The sequence below is a fragment of the Stenomitos frigidus ULC18 genome (genome assembly GCF_003003795.1).
GTDB lineage: Bacteria > Cyanobacteriota > Cyanobacteriia > Leptolyngbyales > Leptolyngbyaceae > Stenomitos > Stenomitos frigidus_A.
Map to the genome: position 1 here is coordinate 138,056 of NZ_PVWK01000084.1, position 20,678 is coordinate 158,733.

General features: G+C 51.7%; 15 protein-coding genes. 7 read left to right on the forward strand and 8 right to left on the reverse strand.

Going from position 1 to position 20,678, the window contains the following annotated elements:
• Window positions 1-3: 3 nt before the first annotated feature.
• Entirely contained in the window at window positions 4-1,197 is a 1,194-nt protein-coding gene (locus C7B82_RS15800; RefSeq protein ID WP_245939926.1) for a BMP family ABC transporter substrate-binding protein, read from the reverse strand.
• A 523-nt stretch (window positions 1,198-1,720) separates the two neighbouring features.
• Between C7B82_RS15800 and C7B82_RS15805 the strand changes: the two genes are divergently transcribed.
• The 3 genes from C7B82_RS15805 to C7B82_RS15815 all read left to right on the forward strand — a co-directional run bounded on the left by C7B82_RS15805 (window position 1,721) and on the right by C7B82_RS15815 (window position 7,868).
• Complete coding sequence (locus C7B82_RS15805) at window positions 1,721-6,253, forward strand: WD40 domain-containing protein (RefSeq protein ID WP_106257248.1); 4,533 nt, start codon at window positions 1,721-1,723, stop codon at window positions 6,251-6,253.
• 58 nt (window positions 6,254-6,311) lie between these two features.
• Window positions 6,312-7,277: a peptidoglycan recognition protein family protein gene (locus tag C7B82_RS15810; protein ID WP_106257249.1), complete on the forward strand. Its 966-nt coding sequence runs from the start codon at window positions 6,312-6,314 to the stop codon at window positions 7,275-7,277.
• Between the two features lie 102 nt (window positions 7,278-7,379).
• Entirely contained in the window at window positions 7,380-7,868 is a 489-nt protein-coding gene (locus tag C7B82_RS15815; protein ID WP_106257250.1) for an ureidoglycolate lyase, read from the forward strand.
• 22 nt (window positions 7,869-7,890) lie between these two features.
• On the opposite strand, the gene C7B82_RS15820 is transcribed toward C7B82_RS15815, so the two are convergent.
• Complete coding sequence (locus C7B82_RS15820; protein ID WP_106257251.1) at window positions 7,891-8,247, reverse strand: phospholipid-binding protein; 357 nt, start codon at window positions 8,245-8,247, stop codon at window positions 7,891-7,893.
• Window positions 8,248-8,526: 279 nt separating this feature from the next.
• A complete protein-coding gene (petG, locus tag C7B82_RS15825; RefSeq protein ID WP_075600448.1) occupies window positions 8,527-8,640 on the reverse strand; it encodes a cytochrome b6-f complex subunit V in 114 nt (37 codons plus the stop codon).
• 332 nt (window positions 8,641-8,972) lie between these two features.
• On the opposite strand from petG, the gene C7B82_RS15830 reads away from it, so the two are divergent.
• Both C7B82_RS15830 and C7B82_RS32385 read left to right on the forward strand, forming a co-directional pair.
• Entirely contained in the window at window positions 8,973-9,347 is a 375-nt protein-coding gene (locus C7B82_RS15830; protein ID WP_106257252.1) for a c-type cytochrome, read from the forward strand.
• A gap of 390 nt (window positions 9,348-9,737) precedes the next feature.
• Window positions 9,738-12,098, forward strand: a complete 2,361-nt coding sequence (locus C7B82_RS32385) for a bifunctional serine/threonine-protein kinase/ABC transporter substrate-binding protein (protein WP_181357518.1) — start codon at window positions 9,738-9,740, stop codon at window positions 12,096-12,098.
• Window positions 12,099-12,178: 80 nt separating this feature from the next.
• Here C7B82_RS32385 and C7B82_RS15840 read toward each other — a convergent pair whose 3' ends face one another.
• The 5 genes from C7B82_RS15840 to C7B82_RS15860 all read right to left on the reverse strand — a co-directional run bounded on the left by C7B82_RS15840 (window position 12,179) and on the right by C7B82_RS15860 (window position 17,190).
• Window positions 12,179-12,568, reverse strand: a complete 390-nt coding sequence (locus C7B82_RS15840) for a hypothetical protein (protein WP_106257253.1) — start codon at window positions 12,566-12,568, stop codon at window positions 12,179-12,181.
• Between the two features lie 155 nt (window positions 12,569-12,723).
• Window positions 12,724-13,599 (reverse strand): ABC transporter permease, encoded by an 876-nt coding sequence (locus C7B82_RS15845; RefSeq protein WP_106257254.1) that lies wholly within the window; start codon window positions 13,597-13,599, stop codon window positions 12,724-12,726.
• 158 nt (window positions 13,600-13,757) lie between these two features.
• Window positions 13,758-14,777, reverse strand: coding sequence for an ABC transporter ATP-binding protein (locus C7B82_RS15850; RefSeq protein ID WP_106257255.1), 1,020 nt, complete (start codon window positions 14,775-14,777; stop codon window positions 13,758-13,760).
• Window positions 14,778-15,050: 273 nt separating this feature from the next.
• Complete coding sequence (locus C7B82_RS15855) at window positions 15,051-16,028, reverse strand: heme o synthase (protein WP_106257256.1); 978 nt, start codon at window positions 16,026-16,028, stop codon at window positions 15,051-15,053.
• Between the two features lie 166 nt (window positions 16,029-16,194).
• The gene (locus C7B82_RS15860) at window positions 16,195-17,190 is read right to left on the reverse strand and encodes a COX15/CtaA family protein (protein WP_106257257.1); all 996 of its coding nucleotides are present in this window, start codon (window positions 17,188-17,190) and stop codon (window positions 16,195-16,197) included.
• Between the two features lie 549 nt (window positions 17,191-17,739).
• Here C7B82_RS15860 and C7B82_RS15865 point away from each other — a divergent pair.
• Both C7B82_RS15865 and ctaD read left to right on the forward strand, forming a co-directional pair.
• Window positions 17,740-18,843, forward strand: coding sequence for a cytochrome c oxidase subunit II (locus C7B82_RS15865; RefSeq protein ID WP_181357519.1), 1,104 nt, complete (start codon window positions 17,740-17,742; stop codon window positions 18,841-18,843).
• A gap of 74 nt (window positions 18,844-18,917) precedes the next feature.
• Window positions 18,918-20,663: a cytochrome c oxidase subunit I gene (gene ctaD / locus C7B82_RS15870; protein WP_106257259.1), complete on the forward strand. Its 1,746-nt coding sequence runs from the start codon at window positions 18,918-18,920 to the stop codon at window positions 20,661-20,663.
• Window positions 20,664-20,678: the final 15 nt, after the last annotated feature.

The window sequence follows — 20,678 nt, forward strand, 5'->3', positions numbered from 1 at the left end:
AGGTCAACTTACCTTCCCAATAACGCCTTCAGCCAGCCAGTTGATTTGAGTCGGTGCAGCATCGGTCACTTTATAGGAAGTACCTGCCGGAATCTTCACCGCGCCCGTATTGTCTTTAATTGCCCCTTTGTAGACCACGACCGAACCGTCGACAATCTTCGCTTTCGTCGCTTCATCATCTTTCTTAGCCGCTTCCGATACCGCTGGACCAAACGTTGCCAGGCTGATGTAATCTTCCTTGAGACCACCAATGACCTGGTGCGGAATGCCACCGTTCATAAGGGTTTTGCCTGACTTGAGCAGCTCAACATATTTCTTGTGGATAGTTGCCCAGTTATACATGGTGCCAGTCAGGTAACCCTTGGGAGCTAATGCTGATTGATCGGAGTGGAGCCCACTCGAAAAGATGCCCCGTTTCTCAGCCGTTTCGATCACCACTTTGGGGCTGTCTACATGTACACCCACAACATCAACGCCTTGGTCTGCCAGAGAGTTGGTGGCTTCTGCCTCTTTGACTGGCAGTGACCAATCGCCGGTAAAGATCACCTGCACCTTGAGGTCGGGCTTCACGCTGCGTGCACCCAGGATGAAGCTGTTGATATTACGCAAGACGGGGTTAATGGGTTTCGCGCCAACAAAGCCCAACTTGCCAGTTTTGGTCGTTTGGGCGGCAATGCGTCCAGCAAGGTATTGCCCTTCGTCGATCAGTGCAAAGTAGCTGCCCACGTTCTTCGGTAAGCCTTCTTTCCAAAGCGTACCGGAGTGGAAAAATTGCACTTCTGGATAGTCTTTTGCAACGGCCAGAACATGTGGATCGAAGTAGCCAAAGGAGGTGGGAACAATGACGGTTGCGCCATTCTGGTCAATCATGTTGCGCATGACTTCCTGAACTTCTTTGGTTTCAGGAACGCTCTCTTGCTCCACAATTTTGATGCCAGGGATCGCGGCGATCGCGGCTGCACCTTTTGCCTGTGCCTGGTTCCAGCCATAGTCGTCCTTGGGCGCGTTATAGATAAAGCCAATCACAATCGGCTTATCGGCAACGGGGCTGGCTGTACCACCACTACTGGCTTGGGTCTCAGGGGGGGCAGAAGAACAGCCCGTCCACAGCTTAGACGTTGCCCCAAAAGCAGCAGTTGCCATCAGACCCCGAATAATTTGTCGGCGGGGGATATATAGAGGTCTTCTCGTACTCACGTTCTAATTCTCCTGGGAAACAATTTAGCGGTAAAAACAGTGTGGGGTTGTGAAGCGAGGGCGTGACATCTGGGACTGCAACGGTCACTGCATGGGTCAGCGGCACTAAAGAGATGTCTGTCAGCCTATGAGAAAAAAAAAACTCAAAATGTGCCAAATTTGACATTTAGCGGTTTCAGCAAGGTGCGCTAGAGGTACGTGTAAAGTTAGAAGAATGTCATGACTATGACAAAGCACCGGGTGAGAAGCTCATAGGATTGAGTAGTCAAAACTATCTGGGTTGTCAATCTAGATGGAGTTTCAGCTACTTTTATGAGCACTTTAGCAGTCGTAAGCACCTTTGCAAACGAGCCGCGCCGGAACATTCAGAACCGCGTTATGGCGGATGCCTGTAGCCCCGACCATACAAACTACGAACCTGATGACGGTTGAGGCTTTAATGGTAGCCCTTCGAGCATAAGCTTCCCTAGTATGAGCCTTTTCACAACTGTTTACTTTTGTAGCGACTGCCTACCTTGTACCTATGGATGCTGATGAAGCACTCAGAATTGTTGAGCAAGCCTTAAGCGATGAATGCTTAGGACGGCTACAGGCGATCGTGTTTCGGCAGGCGTGGGAGGAACTGTCCTACCAGGAGATTGCCCGGCGATCGGGTTACGAGGTTGGCTACATCAAACAAACCGGATCGCAGCTTTGGCAATCACTCTCAAAGGCGTTGGGCGAACGAGTGACGAAGGGAAACCTGCCGGCAGTACTGAAGCGATATGCGAGTCGGGGGGGAGTCGGGAGTCGGGAGTCGGGAGTCGGGAGTCGGGAAGGAAGGGCAGAGGGGGTAGGGGAGGCAATTCCAAACCCCGAACTCCGAACTCCGAACTCACACTCCACACCCCACACCCCTCACCAAGACTGGGGCGAAGCCAGCGATGTCTCGGTCTTTTACGGCCGCTTGAGTGAACTCACCACTCTGGAAACATGGGTGCTGCAGGACAAGTGCCGTCTGATTGGTTTGTTTGGGATGGGCGGCATTGGCAAAACATCGCTGTCTGTGCGGTTGGCAAAACAGCTTCAGGCCAATTTTGAGTACGTCATCTGGCGATCGCTCCGCAATGCACCACCGATTCGCAATCTGCTGAACGATCTCATTCAATTTGTTGCCAATCAGCAGACGCAAGCGCTGCTGTCGGAGACAGACACGCTGGATCAGCAAATTTTGCGGTTATTGAACTATCTCCGTACCCATCGCTGCCTGCTGATTTTGGATAATGCCGAAACGATCATGCAACCCGGCGATCGCGATGGCAGCTATCAGCCCGGGTACGAGGGCTACGGTCAGCTCTTACGCTGTGTCGGTGAAACGCCGCACCAAAGCTGTCTGCTGATTACGAGTCGGGAAAAACCGAAAGGATTGGCTCCGAAAGAAGGTGATCGACTACCCGTGCGATCGCTTCAGCTTGCGGGTTTACCGCCTGCGGTGGGACGCGAACTCTTGAGCGTCAAAGGTACGTTCTCTGGTTCTGCTACAGAATGGCAAACGCTGGTCGATTATTATGCGGGCAATCCACTAGCGCTCAAGATTGTGGCCACCGCGATCGCCGATTTTTTTGATGGTAGCTTAACGCAGTTTCTCAACTTTTCCCAGCAAGGCGGCTCTGTTTTTGGAGGCATTCGGGATTTGCTAGCACGCCAGATTGGTCGCCTGTCTAACCTGGAACAACAGGTGATGTTCTGGTTAGCCATCAATCGCGAACCCACTCGGTTTGCCGAACTCCAGTCAGATTGCCTGCCACCTGTCTCTCCTGCCCACCTGCTCGAAACGTTGACTGCCCTTGAGCGACGCTCCCTGATTGAAAAGAACGGCAATCTCTTTACGCTGCAACCCGTCGTCATGGAATACATGATTGAGCAGTTGATTGATGGGGTTTGTCGAGAGATTGAGGGAGCGGGGAGTGGAGAGTGGGGAGTGGGGGATGGGAAATGGGAAGTCGAAGATCAACTCAACAGACAACACTCAAAGCTTTCTGGCATAGAGGTGCAGAGCGATACTCACAGCGCAAAACTCATCACTCATCACTCACACCTTCCCCTTACGCCTCTTCTTCGTTCCCACGCGCTCATTAAGGCTCAGGCGAAGGACTACGTTCGTGAATCGCAGATTCGCTTGCTGTTAAAGCCGATCGCCGATCGCCTGCTTTACACCAGCAGTCGTGCTACGTTAGATCATCACCTCATGCAGATGATCAACCGCTTGCGGGGACAACCGCCACACGTGATTGGCTACGTGGGTGGGAATGTGCTTAATCTGCTCTGCCAGCTTCAGATTGACCAGGAGAATGACGATCGTTTGCCCTTCGATCCGACAATGGGCACGGCTCCTCAAGCCGATCGGGTCACCTGCACCTTGCGCGATCGTGACTTTTCCTACCTCACCATTTGGCAAGCCTATCTCCAAAAAGTGAGTCTACATGGAACGAACTTTTCTCACTCAGATCTCAGTCGATCGGTGTTTACCGAAACCTTTAGTCAAATTCTCGCGGTTGCCTTTAGTCCGGATGGCAAACTGCTTGCAGCAAGTGATATTAGCTATGAAGTGCATCTTTGGCGGGTTGCAGATGGCAAAAAGCTCTTAACTTGCAAAGCCAAAGACGGTTGGGCGTGGTCGGTTGCCTTTAGCCCAGATAACCGCTTGTTTGCCAGCAGCGCCAACGGCACCATTCATCTTTGGGATGTGCAGACAGGCGACTGTGTGCGTACTCTAAAAGGCTATACAAGTCGCGTCTTTTCACTGGCGTTTAGCCCCACGGGCACTTACCTTGCTAGCGGTAACGAAGATCCCCATGTCCGAATCTGGAATGTCGCTACGGGTTCGCTAACAGCTGTCCTCTCAGATCACACAGACGAAGTCCACTCGGTTGCGTTTAGTCCTGACGGTGCTTTACTCGCCAGCGGCAGCTACGATCGCACCATCAAGCTTTGGGATGTGTCTCAGTTAGGGCAGACGCGGTCAGCAGCCTGCAGCCTGCAGCCAGCGGACCCCTTACCCTCTCACCCTCTCACCCTCTCACCTCACTTTACTCTCACTGGACATACCGACTGGGTCTGGTCGGTTAGCTTTAGTCCCAAAGGCAAAACGTTAGCCAGCAGCAGCAGCGATCGCACCATCAAGCTCTGGGACGTGCAAACACAGCGGTGCTACAAAACGTTGCTGGGTCACGCTGAGGCGGTTCGCTCCATTGCGTTTGCTGCCTCTACTGGTAACTCAGATGGCGCTTGTCTCGTTAGTGGGAGCGACGATCGCACCGTCAGGCTATGGCATGACAACGGAGACTGCCTGCGCGTCTTGCAAGGTCACACAAGTTGGATCTCCGCGGTAGCGTTCAGCCCTGATGGTTGCCTGGTGGCCAGTGGCAGTGAAGATCAGTCTATAAGACTATGGGATAGCAGTACCAATCAATGTTTACGGTTACTCCAGGGCTACAATAGCGGCGTCTGGTCGATCGCCTTCAGCCCTGATGGCAAAACCTTGGTCAGCGGCGGACAAGATCGAGCTATTCGCCTTTGGGGTGTCTCAGCACTCAGCCGTCAGCCGTCAGCCGTCACCCAAAACTCAAAACTCTCTAGCGTAGCGGCGCAAAGCGCTACTCAAAACTCAAAACTCAAAACTCAAAACTTACTCCCACCCCACACCCCATGCCCCACACCCTACACGCTCCCCGGTCACACCAGTTGGGTTTGGTCGGTTGCGTTTAGTCCGGATGGTCAAACGGTTGCCAGCGGCAGTGAAGATGGGACGGTTCGCCTGTGGGATGTGTCCACTTTGGGGAATCAGGAGTCAGCCGTCAGCCGTCAGCCGTCAGCCGTCAGTAGCCAGCAGTCGGCATCAACTCAAAACTCTCTAGCGCAGCGGCGCGTAAAGCCTTCGGCATACAAGAAACACACAGTGGCTCCTTCGGAGCTAGCGCTACTCAAAACTTCTCCTGTCTCACCCCTCACCCCTTCACCCCCTCACCCCCTCACCCTGACCGGACACACCCATGCAGTCTGGTCAGTTGCCTTTAGCCTGGATGGTCAAATCATTGCCAGCGGTAGCCTGGATGGTACGATTCGTCTCTGGCAGCAGACCTTTGATGATGAGCCGCAGGTTATCAAGGGGCATGAGGGTGGTGTCTGTGCCGTCGCCTTTGCACCCCGATCGCCCCTGCACCAGATCTTTGCCAGCGGTAGTCAAGATCAGACCGTTCGGCTTTGGGCACTCACCACTCACGTTTTGCCGCTGAAGGATAGCTCAGAGCCATCTTCTATGGTCGCAGTACAGCACTTGAAGACGCTCAGGGGGCATGCTGATTGGATTCGATGCATTGCGTTTAGTCCAGACGGTAGTTTGCTGGCAAGCGGCAGTTCGGACGGTATGGTGATTTTATGGGAACCTGAGACGGGCGATCGGCTGCATACCTTTCAGGCTCACTCTAGCCTGGTGCTGACTGTTGCCTTCAGTCCCAACGAGCCAGTGCTTGCCAGTAGCGGTGGAGACGGCATCATCAAGCTCTGGGATCTTTCAGGCATGAAGAAACAAACGACAAACGGCACTCAAAACCTTTCCTGCCCCTCTTCTTCTCCTGCGTCCCTACCCCCCCTTGCTCCCCTCGTCTTCCCTCCACTCCTTCAGACCCTACACGGGCATCAAAACTGGGTACGCTTCCTTGCTTATAGTCCTGACGGGGCGTTGTTGGCGAGCTGCAGCCAGGATGGTACCGTCAAGCTGTGGGACATATGTTCGCGCTCAGCGCATGCTCAGACGACTGGCAGCGCAAACAGCCTGCAAGGAAGACAGAGTGAGTTTATACCTGAAGCCATCGATGAGCGAGAAAGTCTCACCTCCGTTGGAGTATCGTCGTTTGACTGTCTGGAAACCTTGAGGGTACAACGACCGTATGAGAACGCTAATATCACAGGTGTGACAGGGTTGACAGCGGCTCAAAAAGGCACGCTGAAGCTACTGGGGGCGATCGAACAGGCTGCTGATGCTTCTATGCCAGGTACAACAGTCCCACGCCAATGATCCTGTAGGATTTGATCTAGGGTTTTGCAGAACAAAAGGTTGCTCATAACGAACAAAAATGAACCGAAGACTTTTGACGGCTATTGTGACAACTGTGCTGTGCTTGACGACTTTTATGCTGGTGATCGTTCGCGATCGACTGGTCGCAGCGCAAGGGGTAGAGACGCTCACACAACCGACAATGGCACCGCTAGTAAAGCCTGCAGTGTCTTCACCCGGTTTGGCCTCTAATGCCTGTGCTGTACAGCCTGACAAAGGCAGCGTTAAGATGCGTCAAAAAGCAATGCTGGAGCGGCGTGCCAGATTGCTTTCCAGTGGTTCTGTGTCTCTCTCACGCTTTCGGCAAGAGCTAGATGTTGCGTCTCAAAGCGCTGAAGGTGGTGCAAAAGCGACGACAGACTATGTGCCCAGAGAAGAAATGGCGCTGATTGATCCGACCAACTATGGCGATCGCTTTCTCAACGATATCAATGGTAATCCTGCCAATTTGGAGCCGTTAGTCGTTTTACACGAAACCGTTGGTTCTGCGAGCAGCGCCATCAACCTCTTCAAAGCATTTCATCTCAATGATGACGATCAGGTGAGCTATCACACTCTGGTCAAGCGGAATGGTACGGTTGTTTATCTGGTGCCACCGGATAAGAGGGCGTTTGGCGCAGGCAATTCTTCTTTTGTGGGCGTCAATGGTCTTGAAGCGGTGAGAACCAGTTCTGCCTTGTCAGCCTCAGTGAATAACTTTGCTTACCACATTTCCCTCGAAACGCCCTACGATGGCAATCACAACGGTTACACCCACAGTGGCTACACGCAAGCCCAGTATCAGTCGCTTGCCTGGTTGGTCGCTAACACAGGCGTTGCTGAAGGACGCATCACCACACACAAAGGGGTCGATCGCTCTCGATCGCGCATTGATCCACGCAGCTTTAGTGACAAGACATTTTTTGCACTACTGAGAGCACAGCCTAAAACCACTACCATTGCTATTCGCTGCACCGATCCTTCGCTTCTACCCACTCAGCCGTAGTTGAAGGCTGATGACGTCGATGCAGCGTCTCGTATCCAACGGGGCTGTTGATTTTTGCTAGCGGAATTTTTGCATCAAGACTCGAATCGCTCAAATTTGATCATGGAAACACATCTGCTGAGAAAAATTCCTGCCCAGCCGCTCAGCCCAGAAGCGTTCCGTCCGTTTGGGCAGGTGATTGTCGCCTCTGATGACCACACGCCCTTTGGTGGGGCTGATGCCCAATTACAGCTTCAAAACGGCATCCCTCGCTTTTACATCATGCGGTTGCATCAGCGTGGACGTAAATTTCATCAAATTACGCGTCATCAACGTTGTACTCAATGCCTAGGTTCTTTAGGTGGCAAAGAATGGCTGCTTGGTGTGGCGCCGCCCGATGCCACAGCACTCACCGCCTGGGAACAGATTGTGGTCTTTTGCATTCCAGGCAATTGCTTTATTAAGCTAGAGGTGGGCACCTGGCATGCTGGGCCCTACTTCGACGATAGTTGTATAGATTTCTATAACCTTGAACTGAGCGATACCAACCTGGTTGATTACGATACGTGCAATTTGTTGGAACACTACGGTGTCGAGTTCGAGATTGTTTGATGGCAATTGATCAGCAGTCAATTTACGATCGCGCGGTCACTCGAACACCATGAGCCTCCACAGCTGTAGCACCGCTGACACTGGCTGCGACAGCAGCAAATTGGTGTAGCAAGCAAGCTTTAGGAACACGACCTGTAAAGACAACGACACGTCCACGCTGAACAACGGTTAACTGCTCCAGTGCTTGGGGTGGAAAAGCTTGACGCAGGGCACGATCGACTCGCTTTGCTAAGCCACGGTGGTCATACTCTCCATTCAGTCCAACTCGCTCTGGTGGTAATAAACGGAAAAACGAAGGTGGCTCCGTAGACATTGCCTTGGCTTCTCGATCATCAATCGAACCACTTGTAAAACTGGGAGAATGCACCAACGGATCCACAGCTACTCCTCCTTTGTATTGCTCTAGTCAATAAGCTCTGGTCAGTAAAAGGTTTACTGAAGAACGCTTTTATGGCTCTGTGCTGCTAGAGCGTGAAGTAATTTCTGCTGACTGTACAAAAAAGATAAATGCGAAGGCATCTTGCTCTAGATAGATCTTCGAGCTACAGAACATTTGCTCCTAATATCACTGAGCAGTGTGGCATTAAAAAAGCCCAGCAACTTGCTAGGCCTTTTTCGCTCTAATGGGCTTTTCCAATGGTGAGAACGGTTTAAAGTCCTAAAGACCGAGCTGATTACCACGTTTGTACTGCAAATAGGCAGCAACGAAGAGCCCAGCTAAAGTGATCGGAATGAGCCCAAGCACGATGCCTGAAAGAAGTGGTTCTACCAAGTTAAATCTCCTTTTGAGTCAGCAACTCTGACGTAGACAATACGTTCTATCATCATGGTACTAGGTTCAACGACAAAACGCAGCCAGTGATAGGGTTTGGCAGGGAGAGAGGCACTTAGAGCGTCAATGCTTGAGACGATAGGGTACCTCTGCGTACAGCCAAAGAGCCGTTTACCAAGATGGCTGACATAGTTCCATTCATTTCACTCTATGCCTCTCACAAAGCCTGAGAGAATTGCAAAGTTATCTAAAGAGGCTTTAAAGTAGGGAGGTGATCAGATCGAGGCTTTCGACCTGATGACTTCTGTTCTAGGCGCTTTTTTGCACAGCTTTTGGATAACCAGTTTCTCAATAACGAAAGTTCAATTCAGCGGATTGCTTTGACGGTTCTAGCAGTCCTCTTTGTGGCGCTCTTAGCTGTTTTAGGGATCTATCAGTTGAGCGCCTCCTCACCCTACGTGCGCGATGTGATTGCACTCGAAGGTGACTCAGTGCAGGGGCATGCAATTTTTCTGATGAACTGTGCTGGCTGTCATGGGACGGAAGCGGATGGACGGGTTGGACCGAGTCTACGAGATGTTTCTAACCGAAAATCTAGAGTCAGCATTATCCATCAAGTGATCAGTGGCAAAACACCTCCAATGCCTCAGTTTCAGCCAACTCCTCAAGAAATGGCGGACTTGCTTAGCTACTTAAATAGTCTTTAATCAATTAGACAAAACAAGACCTTTGGCTCTAGCTGAACGGCGCAAGGGGTTGTCAGGACTTGTTAAAAGCTCAATTCATACTTTGGGGAGCGATCAGCTGAATCTTACTGAGCGGCAAACCTTAGCTGGCAGTCATTCGTAGCCCAATCTACACTCATCGCCGATCGCGTTATCGCGATCTCGTTTTACGGTGCTTAGGTGTACTGCTCTCATTGCTTAATCATTCTACATAAACAGTGCGGCAGGGGGAGCTCGCTATTGGGTGCCTGCTGAATTTAGTACTCCGCATGCTTATATTTCCTCTGGCAGGATCATCAGCATCACGGTAGAGTCAATAGAAAGTGATTTCGCCCTTTAAACGGGGCGAGTTTACCGCTAGCTGTGGATGTAATGCTGGGCGAACTCATCGGTGCGCGCTACAAAATTATCAACGTCTTGGGAGCAGGAGGTTTTGGTCATACCTATATTGCTGAAGATACGCAGCGTCCTGGGAACCCACGCTGTGTGCTGAAACATCTTACGTTCGCCAGCCCTAATGCAGCAGTGCTTCAGCAGGTGCGGCGACTTTTTCACCAAGAGGCAGAGGCTTTAGAGCGGTTAGGTCGGCACGACCAGATTCCGCAATTGCTGGCATATTTTGAAGAGAATCAAGAGTTTTATCTGGTACAGGAATTTGTGGAGGGTCATCCGCTCAGTGACGAACTCACTGAAGGTGTTCACTTTTCTGAGCAGCAGGTGATTGCGTTGTTAGACGATATCTTGAGTGTTTTGGAGTTTGTCCATGCTCAAGGAGTCATTCATCGAGACATCAAGCCCGAAAATTTGATTCGTCGCGATCGCGATGGCAAATTTGTCCTGATCGACTTCGGTGCGGTAAAAACCTTGGGCAACACGATCGCTGAAGCAACAGGCGAGACTAGCTTGAGCATCCCGATTTACACCTCTGGGTACGGTGCTAGTGAGCAATGTTTGGGTAGACCGCAGTTTAGTAGCGACCTCTACTCACTGGGCATGGTTGCCATCCAGACATTGACGGGGATGCGTCCCTCTCAACTGCCGCAAGACTTCAATACGTCTGAGATTGTTTGGCGAGACCAGGCGCAGGTGAGTGAGTCGCTGGCAGCATTTCTAGAAAGAATGATCTGCTACCACTACATCCACCGCTATCAGTCCGCGTTAGAGGCGAGGCAAGCGCTACAGCAGGTTGGTAGTGGTGGAGCACCCGCTACTCTCAGTACGGCTAATTTTCTCGGTCGTACGGCAGCAAGCCCTCTCACTATCACCCCGCCACTCCAGACCCGGTTTCAAGGAGAACGCTCAGAGCACCGCCCAGTTAGCCATCGGTTCAACGTGACTAAAGCGCTGGCGATCACAGGCGGCGTGGTCATTGCGGCGTTTGGTCTGACTGCCCTGATGCGTGGTTCATCGCTTTCTAAATGGGTGCCGTTGGCATCGCATGAGCCTGTATCGAATTCAGTGCGGAACGCAACCAACGATCGTATCAGCGCGGGCGAAAAGCTGCTGAGCCAATGGCAGGTCAACCCCAAAAAGCAAGAAGGCGTTGAGCGGTTTGCTGCTGGAGAATATACGAAGGCAGTTGTGGCTCTGGAGTCAGCACGTCAGAGCAGTCAGGGTGATCCTGAAACCTTGATCTACCTCAACAACGCACGTATTGGTGCTGAAACGTCCTACAAAATCGCGGTTGCTGTCCCCTTGGGCGATACCTTTGGGTCGGCGCTCGAAATTTTGAGAGGGGTTGCCAAGGCTCAGGATGACCTGAATCGGGGTGGTGGCATTAACGGCATTCGTTTGAAGGTTGTGATTGCTAACGATGACAACAAGCTTGATACGGCTCAACAGTTAGCAACCCTCTTGGCCAGCCAACCAGAGATTTTAGGCGTGGTTGGGCATGGTATTAGCGACACAACATTGTCTGCTGCCGCTGTTTACCAGGCGAATCAGCTGGTGATGGTGTCACCGCTTAGTTCGGCCGTGCAGTTATCCAACTTCGGTAGCTATATCTTCCGTACCATGCCGAGCGATCGCCTGACTGCTAAGGCACTGAGTAACTACATGCTGAATAACCTGAAGAAGCGCAAGGTGGTTATCTTCTTCAATGCTGCTAGTGCTTATAGCATGTCGCTTAAAACCGAGTTCAAGAATGCTCTGTTCTACAACGGCGTAGAATTGATGAGCGAGTTCGACTTCTCTCGTCCCGATTTTGATGCGGCTGATAGCGTTGAAACGGCGATCGCAAAAGGTGCAGAAGTGATCATGCTGGCACCAGACAGCACCGTTTCTGATCAGGCGATCCAGATTGTGCAACTCAACCGCCGTCGTCTTAAGGTGCTGGCTGGCGACAGTATCTCAACCGCGAAGGTACTCAAGGTCGCTGGTCAGGATGCGACAGGGCTGGTCGTAGCTGTTCCTGCTGATGTCACTCGATCGCCCTTCCAGCAGCAGTCAAAGCAACTTTGGGGGCAACAAGCCTCAATCAATTGGCGCACTGCTCTGGCCTATGACGCAACTCAGGCTCTAGTAACAGCCATGCGTAGCGATCCTAGCCGTGCGGGCGTCAGAAGAGTGCTCTCGCAACCCACGTTTACGGCAACAGGTGCAACTGAACCAATCCACTTTCTACCGTCAGGCGATCGCCAAAGCCACATTCTCCTGATGACAATCGGTTCAGTCACTGCTGGTAGCCGTACAGTCTACGAGTTTAAGCTATTGTCTGGAAAGTCTGGAAAGTAAGCCTTCGGCAAGCAGAGTAAAAAGAGCGACTTCGTTCATGCCAAAGCGACGTAGGTCCAGACCATGAACTCTATCGTGAGCTATTTTGTGGGTGTTGCTGTCGCTGAAGGCGTTGCGGGTACGGCTGGGGCACCCTTCAAACGCTGTTGCTGCGCTGCCCGAAAATCAGCCGTTGCTGAATCAAGATTCTCTGTTTGCTGGTTGTAAAAGTCTTCGTTGCTGAGAGAACCTGCCTGCATGGCTCGGTGCACCAAATCCATCACACCACCAGCCTGATCGTTGCCTCGACTCGAAAAGGGATCTCGGTTTTGCTGATCTTGGAAAATTTGCTGGGGTTGAGCCACATTTGCTTGTTGCGCTGACGCTGAGTGAGAAAAGCTAGCTATCAGCCCGATCGCTGCCACAAAGCCCAGCGTGACTCTGGCTGGGTGACATGCAAGCAGCGTTGAAACTTTTGTTGTTCTAGCCATAAAACGTCCTTTACCTGAAATAGTTACCTGAGAACTCACTGCATCAGTCTCTTAATAAGACGCCGTACAGCAGCAGAATGCTCCCTAACCCCAAAGATATTTTAGCATCAACCCAAAAAGCATTCCTGCGTGTGCTCTTCACCTCTACCAAGACGTTAAGCCAATGTTCGACGCAGCTTTGGCTGAATAATAAGCAACGCCACTACGTCAAAGCTGAGTAGCAATAGCAGGGCGGCCCCCAGTGTGACAGAACCCCAAGGTGCCTGCATGACGATACTGCTTAACGACCAGTCACTATGCAGGTAAACATAGCGGATGGGTTCGATCGCGTAGCTCAAGGGATTGAGCGTTGCCACCCACTGCAGCCAGAGCGGCATAAATGACAGGGGAACCAATGCAGTGCTGGCAAACAGTAACGGCAGGTTCGTGACAAAAATAACTGCAATAAGCTCGATGTGACCGGGCAGAGAGAAGGAAAGCCCTAAGCTCAAGGCGGTAACGCCCAACACCAGCAGCAACACGATCAGGCCAACCAAACCTAACCCCAGCGTATTTGGCAAACCTGCTCCCAGCAGGGCACTCATGGTGACGATCGCCACTGTCTGAATGAAGCTCAGCGTGGTGATAAAAATGGCGGATGCCACGACGATCGAAAAGCGAGATGCCAATGGCGCTACCAGCAGCCGATTAAGGAAACCAAACTCGCGATCAAACATCACTGGTAGCCCCGCATTGAGAGCACCACCAAACGCCGTGAAGACGATTACGCCTGCACCCAGAAACTGTCCGTAGGTAACATCTGTCCCAAAGAGACCCTGTGGCGCATTTTGGAACAGCGCTCCGAACAATACCAGCCACATGATCGGCTGAATAATACCTGCAATCAGGGTCGATGGACGACGTTGGAGCTGAATGAAGAGACGACGGGTCAGCGCCCCAGTCTCCTGCAGAAAATCACTCAACGCTGAGTTGGGTTGAATTTCAGTGCGTTTGTTCAGTTCAGTTTTAGATGGTGTAAACGTTGTGCTCATAAGTTGAACCTTGAAAGTGAGGTTGGCACTAAGGGCTGCATACTAAGCAGTGAAATTAAATCCAGGGATTATGCAGGGACGGTTTCCCAACGGTGTCGCGCGGCTGGCGGCCATACTGTTAAAGCCGCTCTCCGGTTGCATTGGTTCACCCGTCTCCATTAGCGCATACTCTGCTTCCGCTCTGCTTTCGGATCGCGACTGCCAGTGGCTGCAATTTCGGCGTCCAGTAAAGTGCGCCCAGTCGCTGCCAAGTAAACATCATCCAGGCTGGGACGGGACTGAGCAATACCAAAGGTGGGTAAGCCAGCCGTTTGCAGGGCTTGCTGGATCGCAGCAAGGGCGTCGCTCTGAGGGTGAACAACCAGGTTCAGCGAATTACCCTGAGCGCTGTTGATGATAATTTCTTGAACGGATGGCAACGACTGAAGCAGTACTTTTGCTTGTTCCGCTTCTTCAAGCGGCGAGAATTCACGGATCCGAAGCGTAATTCGATCGCCCCCGACATCGTCTTTGAGCGCTGAGGGCTTGCCCGTTGCAATCACCGTACCCTGGTCAATAATGGCAACACGATCGGCAAGTGCATCCACTTCCTCAAGATAATGGCTGGTGATTAGAACAGTCGTACCGTCTGCCCGCAACCCACGAAGAAAATTCCAAACAGCCAGCCGACTTTCGATATCAAGCCCAACGGTCGGCTCATCCAGAACCAGTACCTGAGGCTGATGGAGTAAGCCCGCCGCCAAATCTAACCGCTTCTTCAACCCACCTGAATAAGTGCCAGTCTTTTGATCGGCGTAACGTTCTAAGTCCAGCAATTTGAGAACCAGTGCGATACGTTCTTTAGCGATCGCGCGAGGAAGGTGGTAAAGCGCTGCCTGAAGTTGAAGCAGTTCGCGTCCTGTCAACACCGGGTCTAAAGCCACTTCCTGAGCAATGTAGCCTAAGTATTGTCGAGCCAGGCGAGGCTGATCAATGACAGAGATACCGCAGATTTCCACTCTGCCAGAGTCAGGTTCAGCCAACGTACATAGGCAGCGTAGAGTGGTTGTTTTACCCGCACCGTTGGGACCCAAGAGACCAAAGATTTCTCCTGGCTCAACCTGAAGCGAGACACCTTTCACAGCTTCTACAGAGCCATAACACTTCTTCAGGTTTTCAATCAACACCGCAGGAGCCATATACTACTCCCCCCAAGCTATACAAATCTCAACATACCCTCATCTTATCGTAGTTGAAGCCATCGCGAACTTGTGTAGAGAGATGCGATCAAAGCACTGCGATCGTGTCTTGATCAACGGTTCAATCCCCGTAGAAACATTTCATGGCATATGTCTACGGGAGGAAACTTGAGTTTCCTAAGGTCTGAGGGCGTTAGCTTCACATCCTTCCAGCGTTGAGCGACAGTGGAAAGACGGTAACGGTTTGCTTGAAGATCGTCCAGGCTGTCACGCCTAAGCTTGGAACGAACTGATGAAAGTCTGTACGTTTGCAGCAACAACATCGGTAACGTGGTGAGTGATGGGCAAACTATCGAGTCCCATACCCGCACAGAGGAACATAAGGTACAGAATGGAATACTTGAAGACCGATCGCGCAACGGTTAAATCTGACGGTGTTTGCAGCAGCTGCCATGCCTTTTGCACGAAAACGCCTCCCAGCAGCAAGGCAATACCAGCATAGACAGCACCCATCACATGTAATGGGTAAACCAGCAGCAGGGTGACAGGTATCAATGCCAGCGTGTAATAAAAAATTTGGCGGGCAGTTGGCTCATTGCCAACGACCACAGGCAACATGGGCACACCGACTTTGGCATAATCGTCCCGAATCAAGACTGCCAGCGCCCAAAAGTGGGGTGGTGTCCAAAGAAAGATAATGGCAAACAGTACCCACGCTGCCCAGCTTAAATCACCCGTCACCGCAGCCCAGCCAACCAGCGGCGGAATTGCACCAGCAGCGCCCCCGATGACAATGTTGAGCGTGCTGTGCCGCTTCAACCAATGGGTATAGATCAGCACGTAGAAGACGATGCCGGACATGGCTAGGCAAGCGCTTAAAAGATTGGCAAAAACAGCCAGCAGCGTGAACGAAAGCGTTGCAAGGGTAATGGCAAAAATCAGCGCATCACGCGGCTGTATCCGTCCTGACGGCAGGGGACGATGACGAGTCCGCTCCATGATGTAATCGATATCGCGATCGTAGAAGCAATTGATGGTATTGGCAGCACCAGCAGCGCAAGCACCGCTAAACAATGTCACCAGCAAAAGGACAGGACTCACCTCGCCATTGGCTGCAATCCACATGCCGCCAGCCGTTGTAATCAGCAGTAGTAAAATGATGCGAGGTTTGGTGAGCTGGTAATAGCTTTGAATGACCTGTAAAACGTTTTCGTGTTGGCGGGAGATACCAGTTAAGAGAGTTTCTTGCATTCGCTCTTTCCTAAAAGAAGACAGACCTTTAAAAAACAAACCGGCACTGGAGTTGTAACTTTGGAGGAGCGATCGCTGGAAGCTGTTCAGCTGCGAGACTTAACTAAACCTCGTTTGCTTGGCCGTACGCCATCAGCTTGATGTCATCGAACTCGATTGGCAGCGGTCAAGCAGGTTGACCGTTTGCGCGATCACCAGGAAAGCTACTAGTCGCCGCCGACTGTACAGCTGCAGAGAATGGTTCGACTGATTCATCAACCGTTGCGGGGGAGCCATCACGCAGTGCCAGTACAGTAAATGCTACTAACGCTCCTAGCAAAGCTGCGCCGATCGCCTGATGCGACACCGTTAGCGGTTCCACTTGTAGCCTTAGCTTGAACGTCGCCACTCCCAAAAGAATCTGAAGCATTATTAGACCACTGGCGATGCTTGCTAACCTTCGCAAGGTGGGGTGTAGGGCTGGAGTCCGCCACGCCAAAATCACTAGCGCCAGCGTTGCCAGCGTGGGTGGTACGACACCCGCAACATGGCTATGCATCACCAGGCAAAGTCCAGAATCGTTAAGGCATTGATGTAACGCCCATTGGGAGGCAACTAGCGCACCGAGAATACTTTGTACATAGACTAAAACTGCTGCTAGAAGCCCGACCCAGGGAAGCTTTTCAGCCGTCCCTATGCCTTTGTGAGGCATCAGAGCAACCCCGATCGCCAGTAGCGTCACAAAAAATAGTAGCGCTGTCCCCAGGTGTGCGGTGACGATATCAAAGCGGAGCAATTCAGTCACGGTGAGCGCACCGAGAAGACCTTGAACCACAACGAGAACTAAAGCAAACGTGGTTGCCCAGGGTGTCCAGCGAGGCAGTGAGCGACGGTACCACCACGCAGTAGCAGCGAGGGCGATCGCGAAGAAGCCCATCGATGATGCCGTTAAGCGGTGAAACAACTCTAGAAAAACCTGGAAATTCATTTGCTGTCGGGGCACCAATTCACCATAGCAGAGGGGCCAATCGGGGCAGGCAAGACCCGCGTTCATCACACGGGTAGCGCTACCCAACGCCATGAGAAACAGCGTTTCTGCAGCCATTGCGAAAGCAAAGCGACTCACTCGCGATCGAGGGCGAGATGATTCAGCAGGGGATTGATGGAAGATAGCATCAGCCATCGGCTTATCCTTAAACTCACAAAATTAAAAAACTCACAAAATTAAACGTGGCGAAGCGAAATTCAGGAGTAATCATGTACTCCAAACCTAGCACTACATTTCTGAAAGCGGGTTTTGTCACACTCACAACGCTTACGCTTCACGTACTTGTTATCACTTTAATGACGTGGTTGCATTTGTCCCCGCCCCTTTGGAATTTCTTCGGATTATGCAGTTTTTGCAGTATCACGTTTTGCAAAAAGGAGCTTAAGGCTTGGATGGCACCCTAGAGTGTGCCTAGATCGACGCAGGCCGCAATCGTGAATTGCGCCTCTAGCGCGCTTTACTGAAGAGTGAGTCGCTGACCAACAGCGATCCTGAAGAAATCTATAAGGATAATCAATAATCGCTCCGTTTCTGAGACCACTGCCTTACCTTGTAGGTAGGACAAATCTGAGGATCGCATAGAGAACGCGCTGCACCTTCCAACGTTTGATTCTCCTCAAGATTCATTCTGTTGCTCTGCGTCGTGTCTCTAAACGATCGACATTGTTTAGACGGACTTGTATTGTGAATATCCCAAGCTCTATTACCACGATGCTAGCTGGCATTCTGCTGACCCTGATTAGCGTCTGGGTTGGTCAAAACCACGGTTTGATGCCTGTCGAAGCGTCCGAAGCAGCACCTCTGATTGACGGGCTGTTTGACACAATGATGATGATCGGTACTGGTCTGTTTTTGCTTGTTACAGGCGTTATTTTTGTGGCGGTGTTTAAGTTCCGCCGTCAACCTGGTGATGAGACAGATGGGTCGCCTGTTCATGGCAACATTCCTCTAGAGATTCTTTGGACATCGATTCCGGCGGTGATCGTCCTGGGTCTGGCAATCTATAGCTTCGAGGTTTACAGCCAGATCGGCGGCTTAAATCCAATGGAACACTCAGTCGCGCATGGGCAGCCAACACATCAGATGGCAAACATGCCTGGTGCGGCGATCGCCGCACCACTCCCGGCCAGTCAAGATGAAGGAATGCCAAACCTGTTAGCGGAGGCGTCGTCAGATGCCAACCCCCAGGCTGAAGGAGCCATTCCTGGTGGAGTAATTCAAAAAGAAGGTGGCTCTGAAACATCAATCACTCCCGGTGTGGGCTCAATGCCTGGGAAGGAAAACCCGTCGAAAGAATTTGTGATTCAGGCAAATGGCTTACAGTATGCCTGGATTTTTACCTATCCTGATAGTGGCGTTGTTGCCGGCGAACTCCATGTTCCGGTTGGGCGCGAAGTGCTGCTGGACATCTCTGCAAGCGATGTTTTGCATGCGTTTTGGGTACCTGAATTTCGGTTAAAGCAGGATGCAGTCCCTGGTCAGCCTACTGAACTCCGGTTTACGCCCAATCGAATCGGTGAATATCCCGTCATTTGTGCTGAACTCTGTGGTCCCTATCACGGTGCCATGCGCACAAAAGTGATTGCGGAGTCACCTGCCGATTTTGCTGCCTGGGTTCAAGAACAGAAAGTCGCTAGTGCGAATGGGCTGGAACAGACGATCGCGGTCAACCCTACTGATCAAGCGCCGGATGAGTTTCTGGCTCCTTACGCCGATCGCTTGGGTGTCCGTCCTGAACTGCTGCATCAACTGCACTCTGCTTCTGCCCATGTCTCTTCTGCAAGCTAGCCCTCGATCGAGATGCTAGTGCGCTTACCTGTAAAAGCAATGAGCGATGAGCTGATCGCAATGGATTTACTCTTATGACCCAAGCACAGCTACAAGAAACTGCCAACCTTCCCGCTCATGGTTCCGAACCAACCGGGACTCATTGGCGGACTTACTTTAGCTTCAGTACAGACCACAAGGTAATTGGGATTCAATACCTGGTGACGACGTTTGTTTTCTACCTGATCGGTGGCGCTTTGGCGACTGCTGTCCGCACCGAATTAGCGACGCCTGAAGTAGACTTTGTGAGCCGAGAGGTCTACAACAGCCTGTTCACGGTGCATGCCACGGTGATGATTTTTCTGTGGATTGTGCCGGGCACCACGGGCGGTTTTGGCAACTATTTGGTGCCTCTTTTGATCGGAGCGCGGGACATGGCGTTTCCCAGGCTGAATGCCCTTGCCTTTTGGATGATTCCGCCAGCGGGCATTCTGTTACTTTGCAGCTTCTTTGTTGGGGCTCCTGGTGCTGGCTGGACATCCTATCCGCCCCTCAGTTTGGTAACAGACCAGGCAGGTGAAGCGATCTGGATTCTGAGTGTCTTGATCCTTGGCACATCATCGATTCTGGCAGCGATTAATTTCATCGCTACCATTTTCAAGATGCGGGTAGCAGGCATGGGCTTCAACCAGATGCCGTTGTTTTGCTGGGCAATGTTGGCAACATCCGCGCTGGCACTGATCGCGACTCCTGTGCTTGCCGGAGCGCTAATTTTGTTGGCATTTGACTTGCTGATCGGTACAGCCTTCTTTAACCCAACGGGTGGTGGGAATCCAATCGTCTACCAGCATATGTTCTGGTTTTACTCCCACCCAGCGGTTTACATCATGATCCTGCCGGTGTTTGGCATGATCTCTGAGATTTTGCCGGTGCATGCCCGTAAACCGATTTTTGGCTATAAAGCGATCGCGTACTCCAGTCTAGCCATCTGCTTCTTGGGGCTGATTGTTTGGGCACATCACATGTTTACCAGCGGTACGCCACCCTGGCTGCGGATGTTTTTCATGATCACAACAATGGTGATCGCAGTGCCAACGGGGATCAAAGTGTTTAGTTGGCTAGCAACAATTTGGGGCGGCAAACTGCGTCTAAACAGTGCCATGCTGTTTGCGCTTGGGTTTCTATCGATGTTTGTGATTGGTGGCATTAGCGGCGTGATGGTTGCCGCCGTGCCGTTTGACATCCATGTGCACGATACTTACTTCATCGTGGCGCACATCCACTACGTCTTGTTTGGTGGCAGTGTCTTTGGTATCTACGCTGGATTTTACCACTGGTTCCCTAAGATGACTGGCCGGATGCTAAACGAAACCTGGGGACAGGTGCACTTTTGGCTGAACCTGATTGGCTTCAATCTGGCCTTCTTGCCAATGCACAAATTAGGTCTAGAGGGCATGAATCGCCGGATCGCCGAATACGAACCCAGATTTGCTTTCCTCAACCTCATTTGCACGATCGGTGCTTATATCCTTGCCGTTTCGACGCTACCCTTTATTGTGAACGTCATCTGGAGTTGGATGTATGGACCTAAAGCCGGAGACAATCCGTGGAAAGGGTTAACGCTGGAATGGATGACCAGTTCGCCGCCGCCAGTCGAAAACTTTGAAGCTGATCCAGTGTTGGCAACGGGGCCATACGACTATGGCTTTGGCGATCGCGCCACACCTGTGGATGTTCCGTTTTCGGATGCTCAAGATCCGGCTCTTGCTGCGGGTCCCAATTCAGTGCTGAGAGCCGATCCCGACCCGGCTGTAGCAGTGTCGCCTGATGATCGATCGTAGTCATGAGTCAATGAG

Coding starts and splice junctions, on each gene's coding strand:
- C7B82_RS15805 (WP_106257248.1), top strand. CDS start 1,721: ATGGATGCTGATGAAGCACTCAGAATTGTTGAGCAAGCCTTAAGCGAT.
- C7B82_RS15810 (WP_106257249.1), top strand. CDS start 6,312: ATGAACCGAAGACTTTTGACGGCTATTGTGACAACTGTGCTGTGCTTG.
- C7B82_RS15815 (WP_106257250.1), top strand. CDS start 7,380: ATGGAAACACATCTGCTGAGAAAAATTCCTGCCCAGCCGCTCAGCCCA.
- C7B82_RS32385 (WP_181357518.1), top strand. CDS start 9,738: ATGCTGGGCGAACTCATCGGTGCGCGCTACAAAATTATCAACGTCTTG.
- C7B82_RS15840 (WP_106257253.1), bottom strand. CDS start 12,568: ATGGCTAGAACAACAAAAGTTTCAACGCTGCTTGCATGTCACCCAGCC.
- C7B82_RS15845 (WP_106257254.1), bottom strand. CDS start 13,599: ATGAGCACAACGTTTACACCATCTAAAACTGAACTGAACAAACGCACT.
- C7B82_RS15850 (WP_106257255.1), bottom strand. CDS start 14,777: ATGGCTCCTGCGGTGTTGATTGAAAACCTGAAGAAGTGTTATGGCTCT.
- C7B82_RS15855 (WP_106257256.1), bottom strand. CDS start 16,028: ATGCAAGAAACTCTCTTAACTGGTATCTCCCGCCAACACGAAAACGTT.
- C7B82_RS15860 (WP_106257257.1), bottom strand. CDS start 17,190: ATGGCTGATGCTATCTTCCATCAATCCCCTGCTGAATCATCTCGCCCT.
- ctaD (WP_106257259.1), top strand. CDS start 18,918: ATGACCCAAGCACAGCTACAAGAAACTGCCAACCTTCCCGCTCATGGT.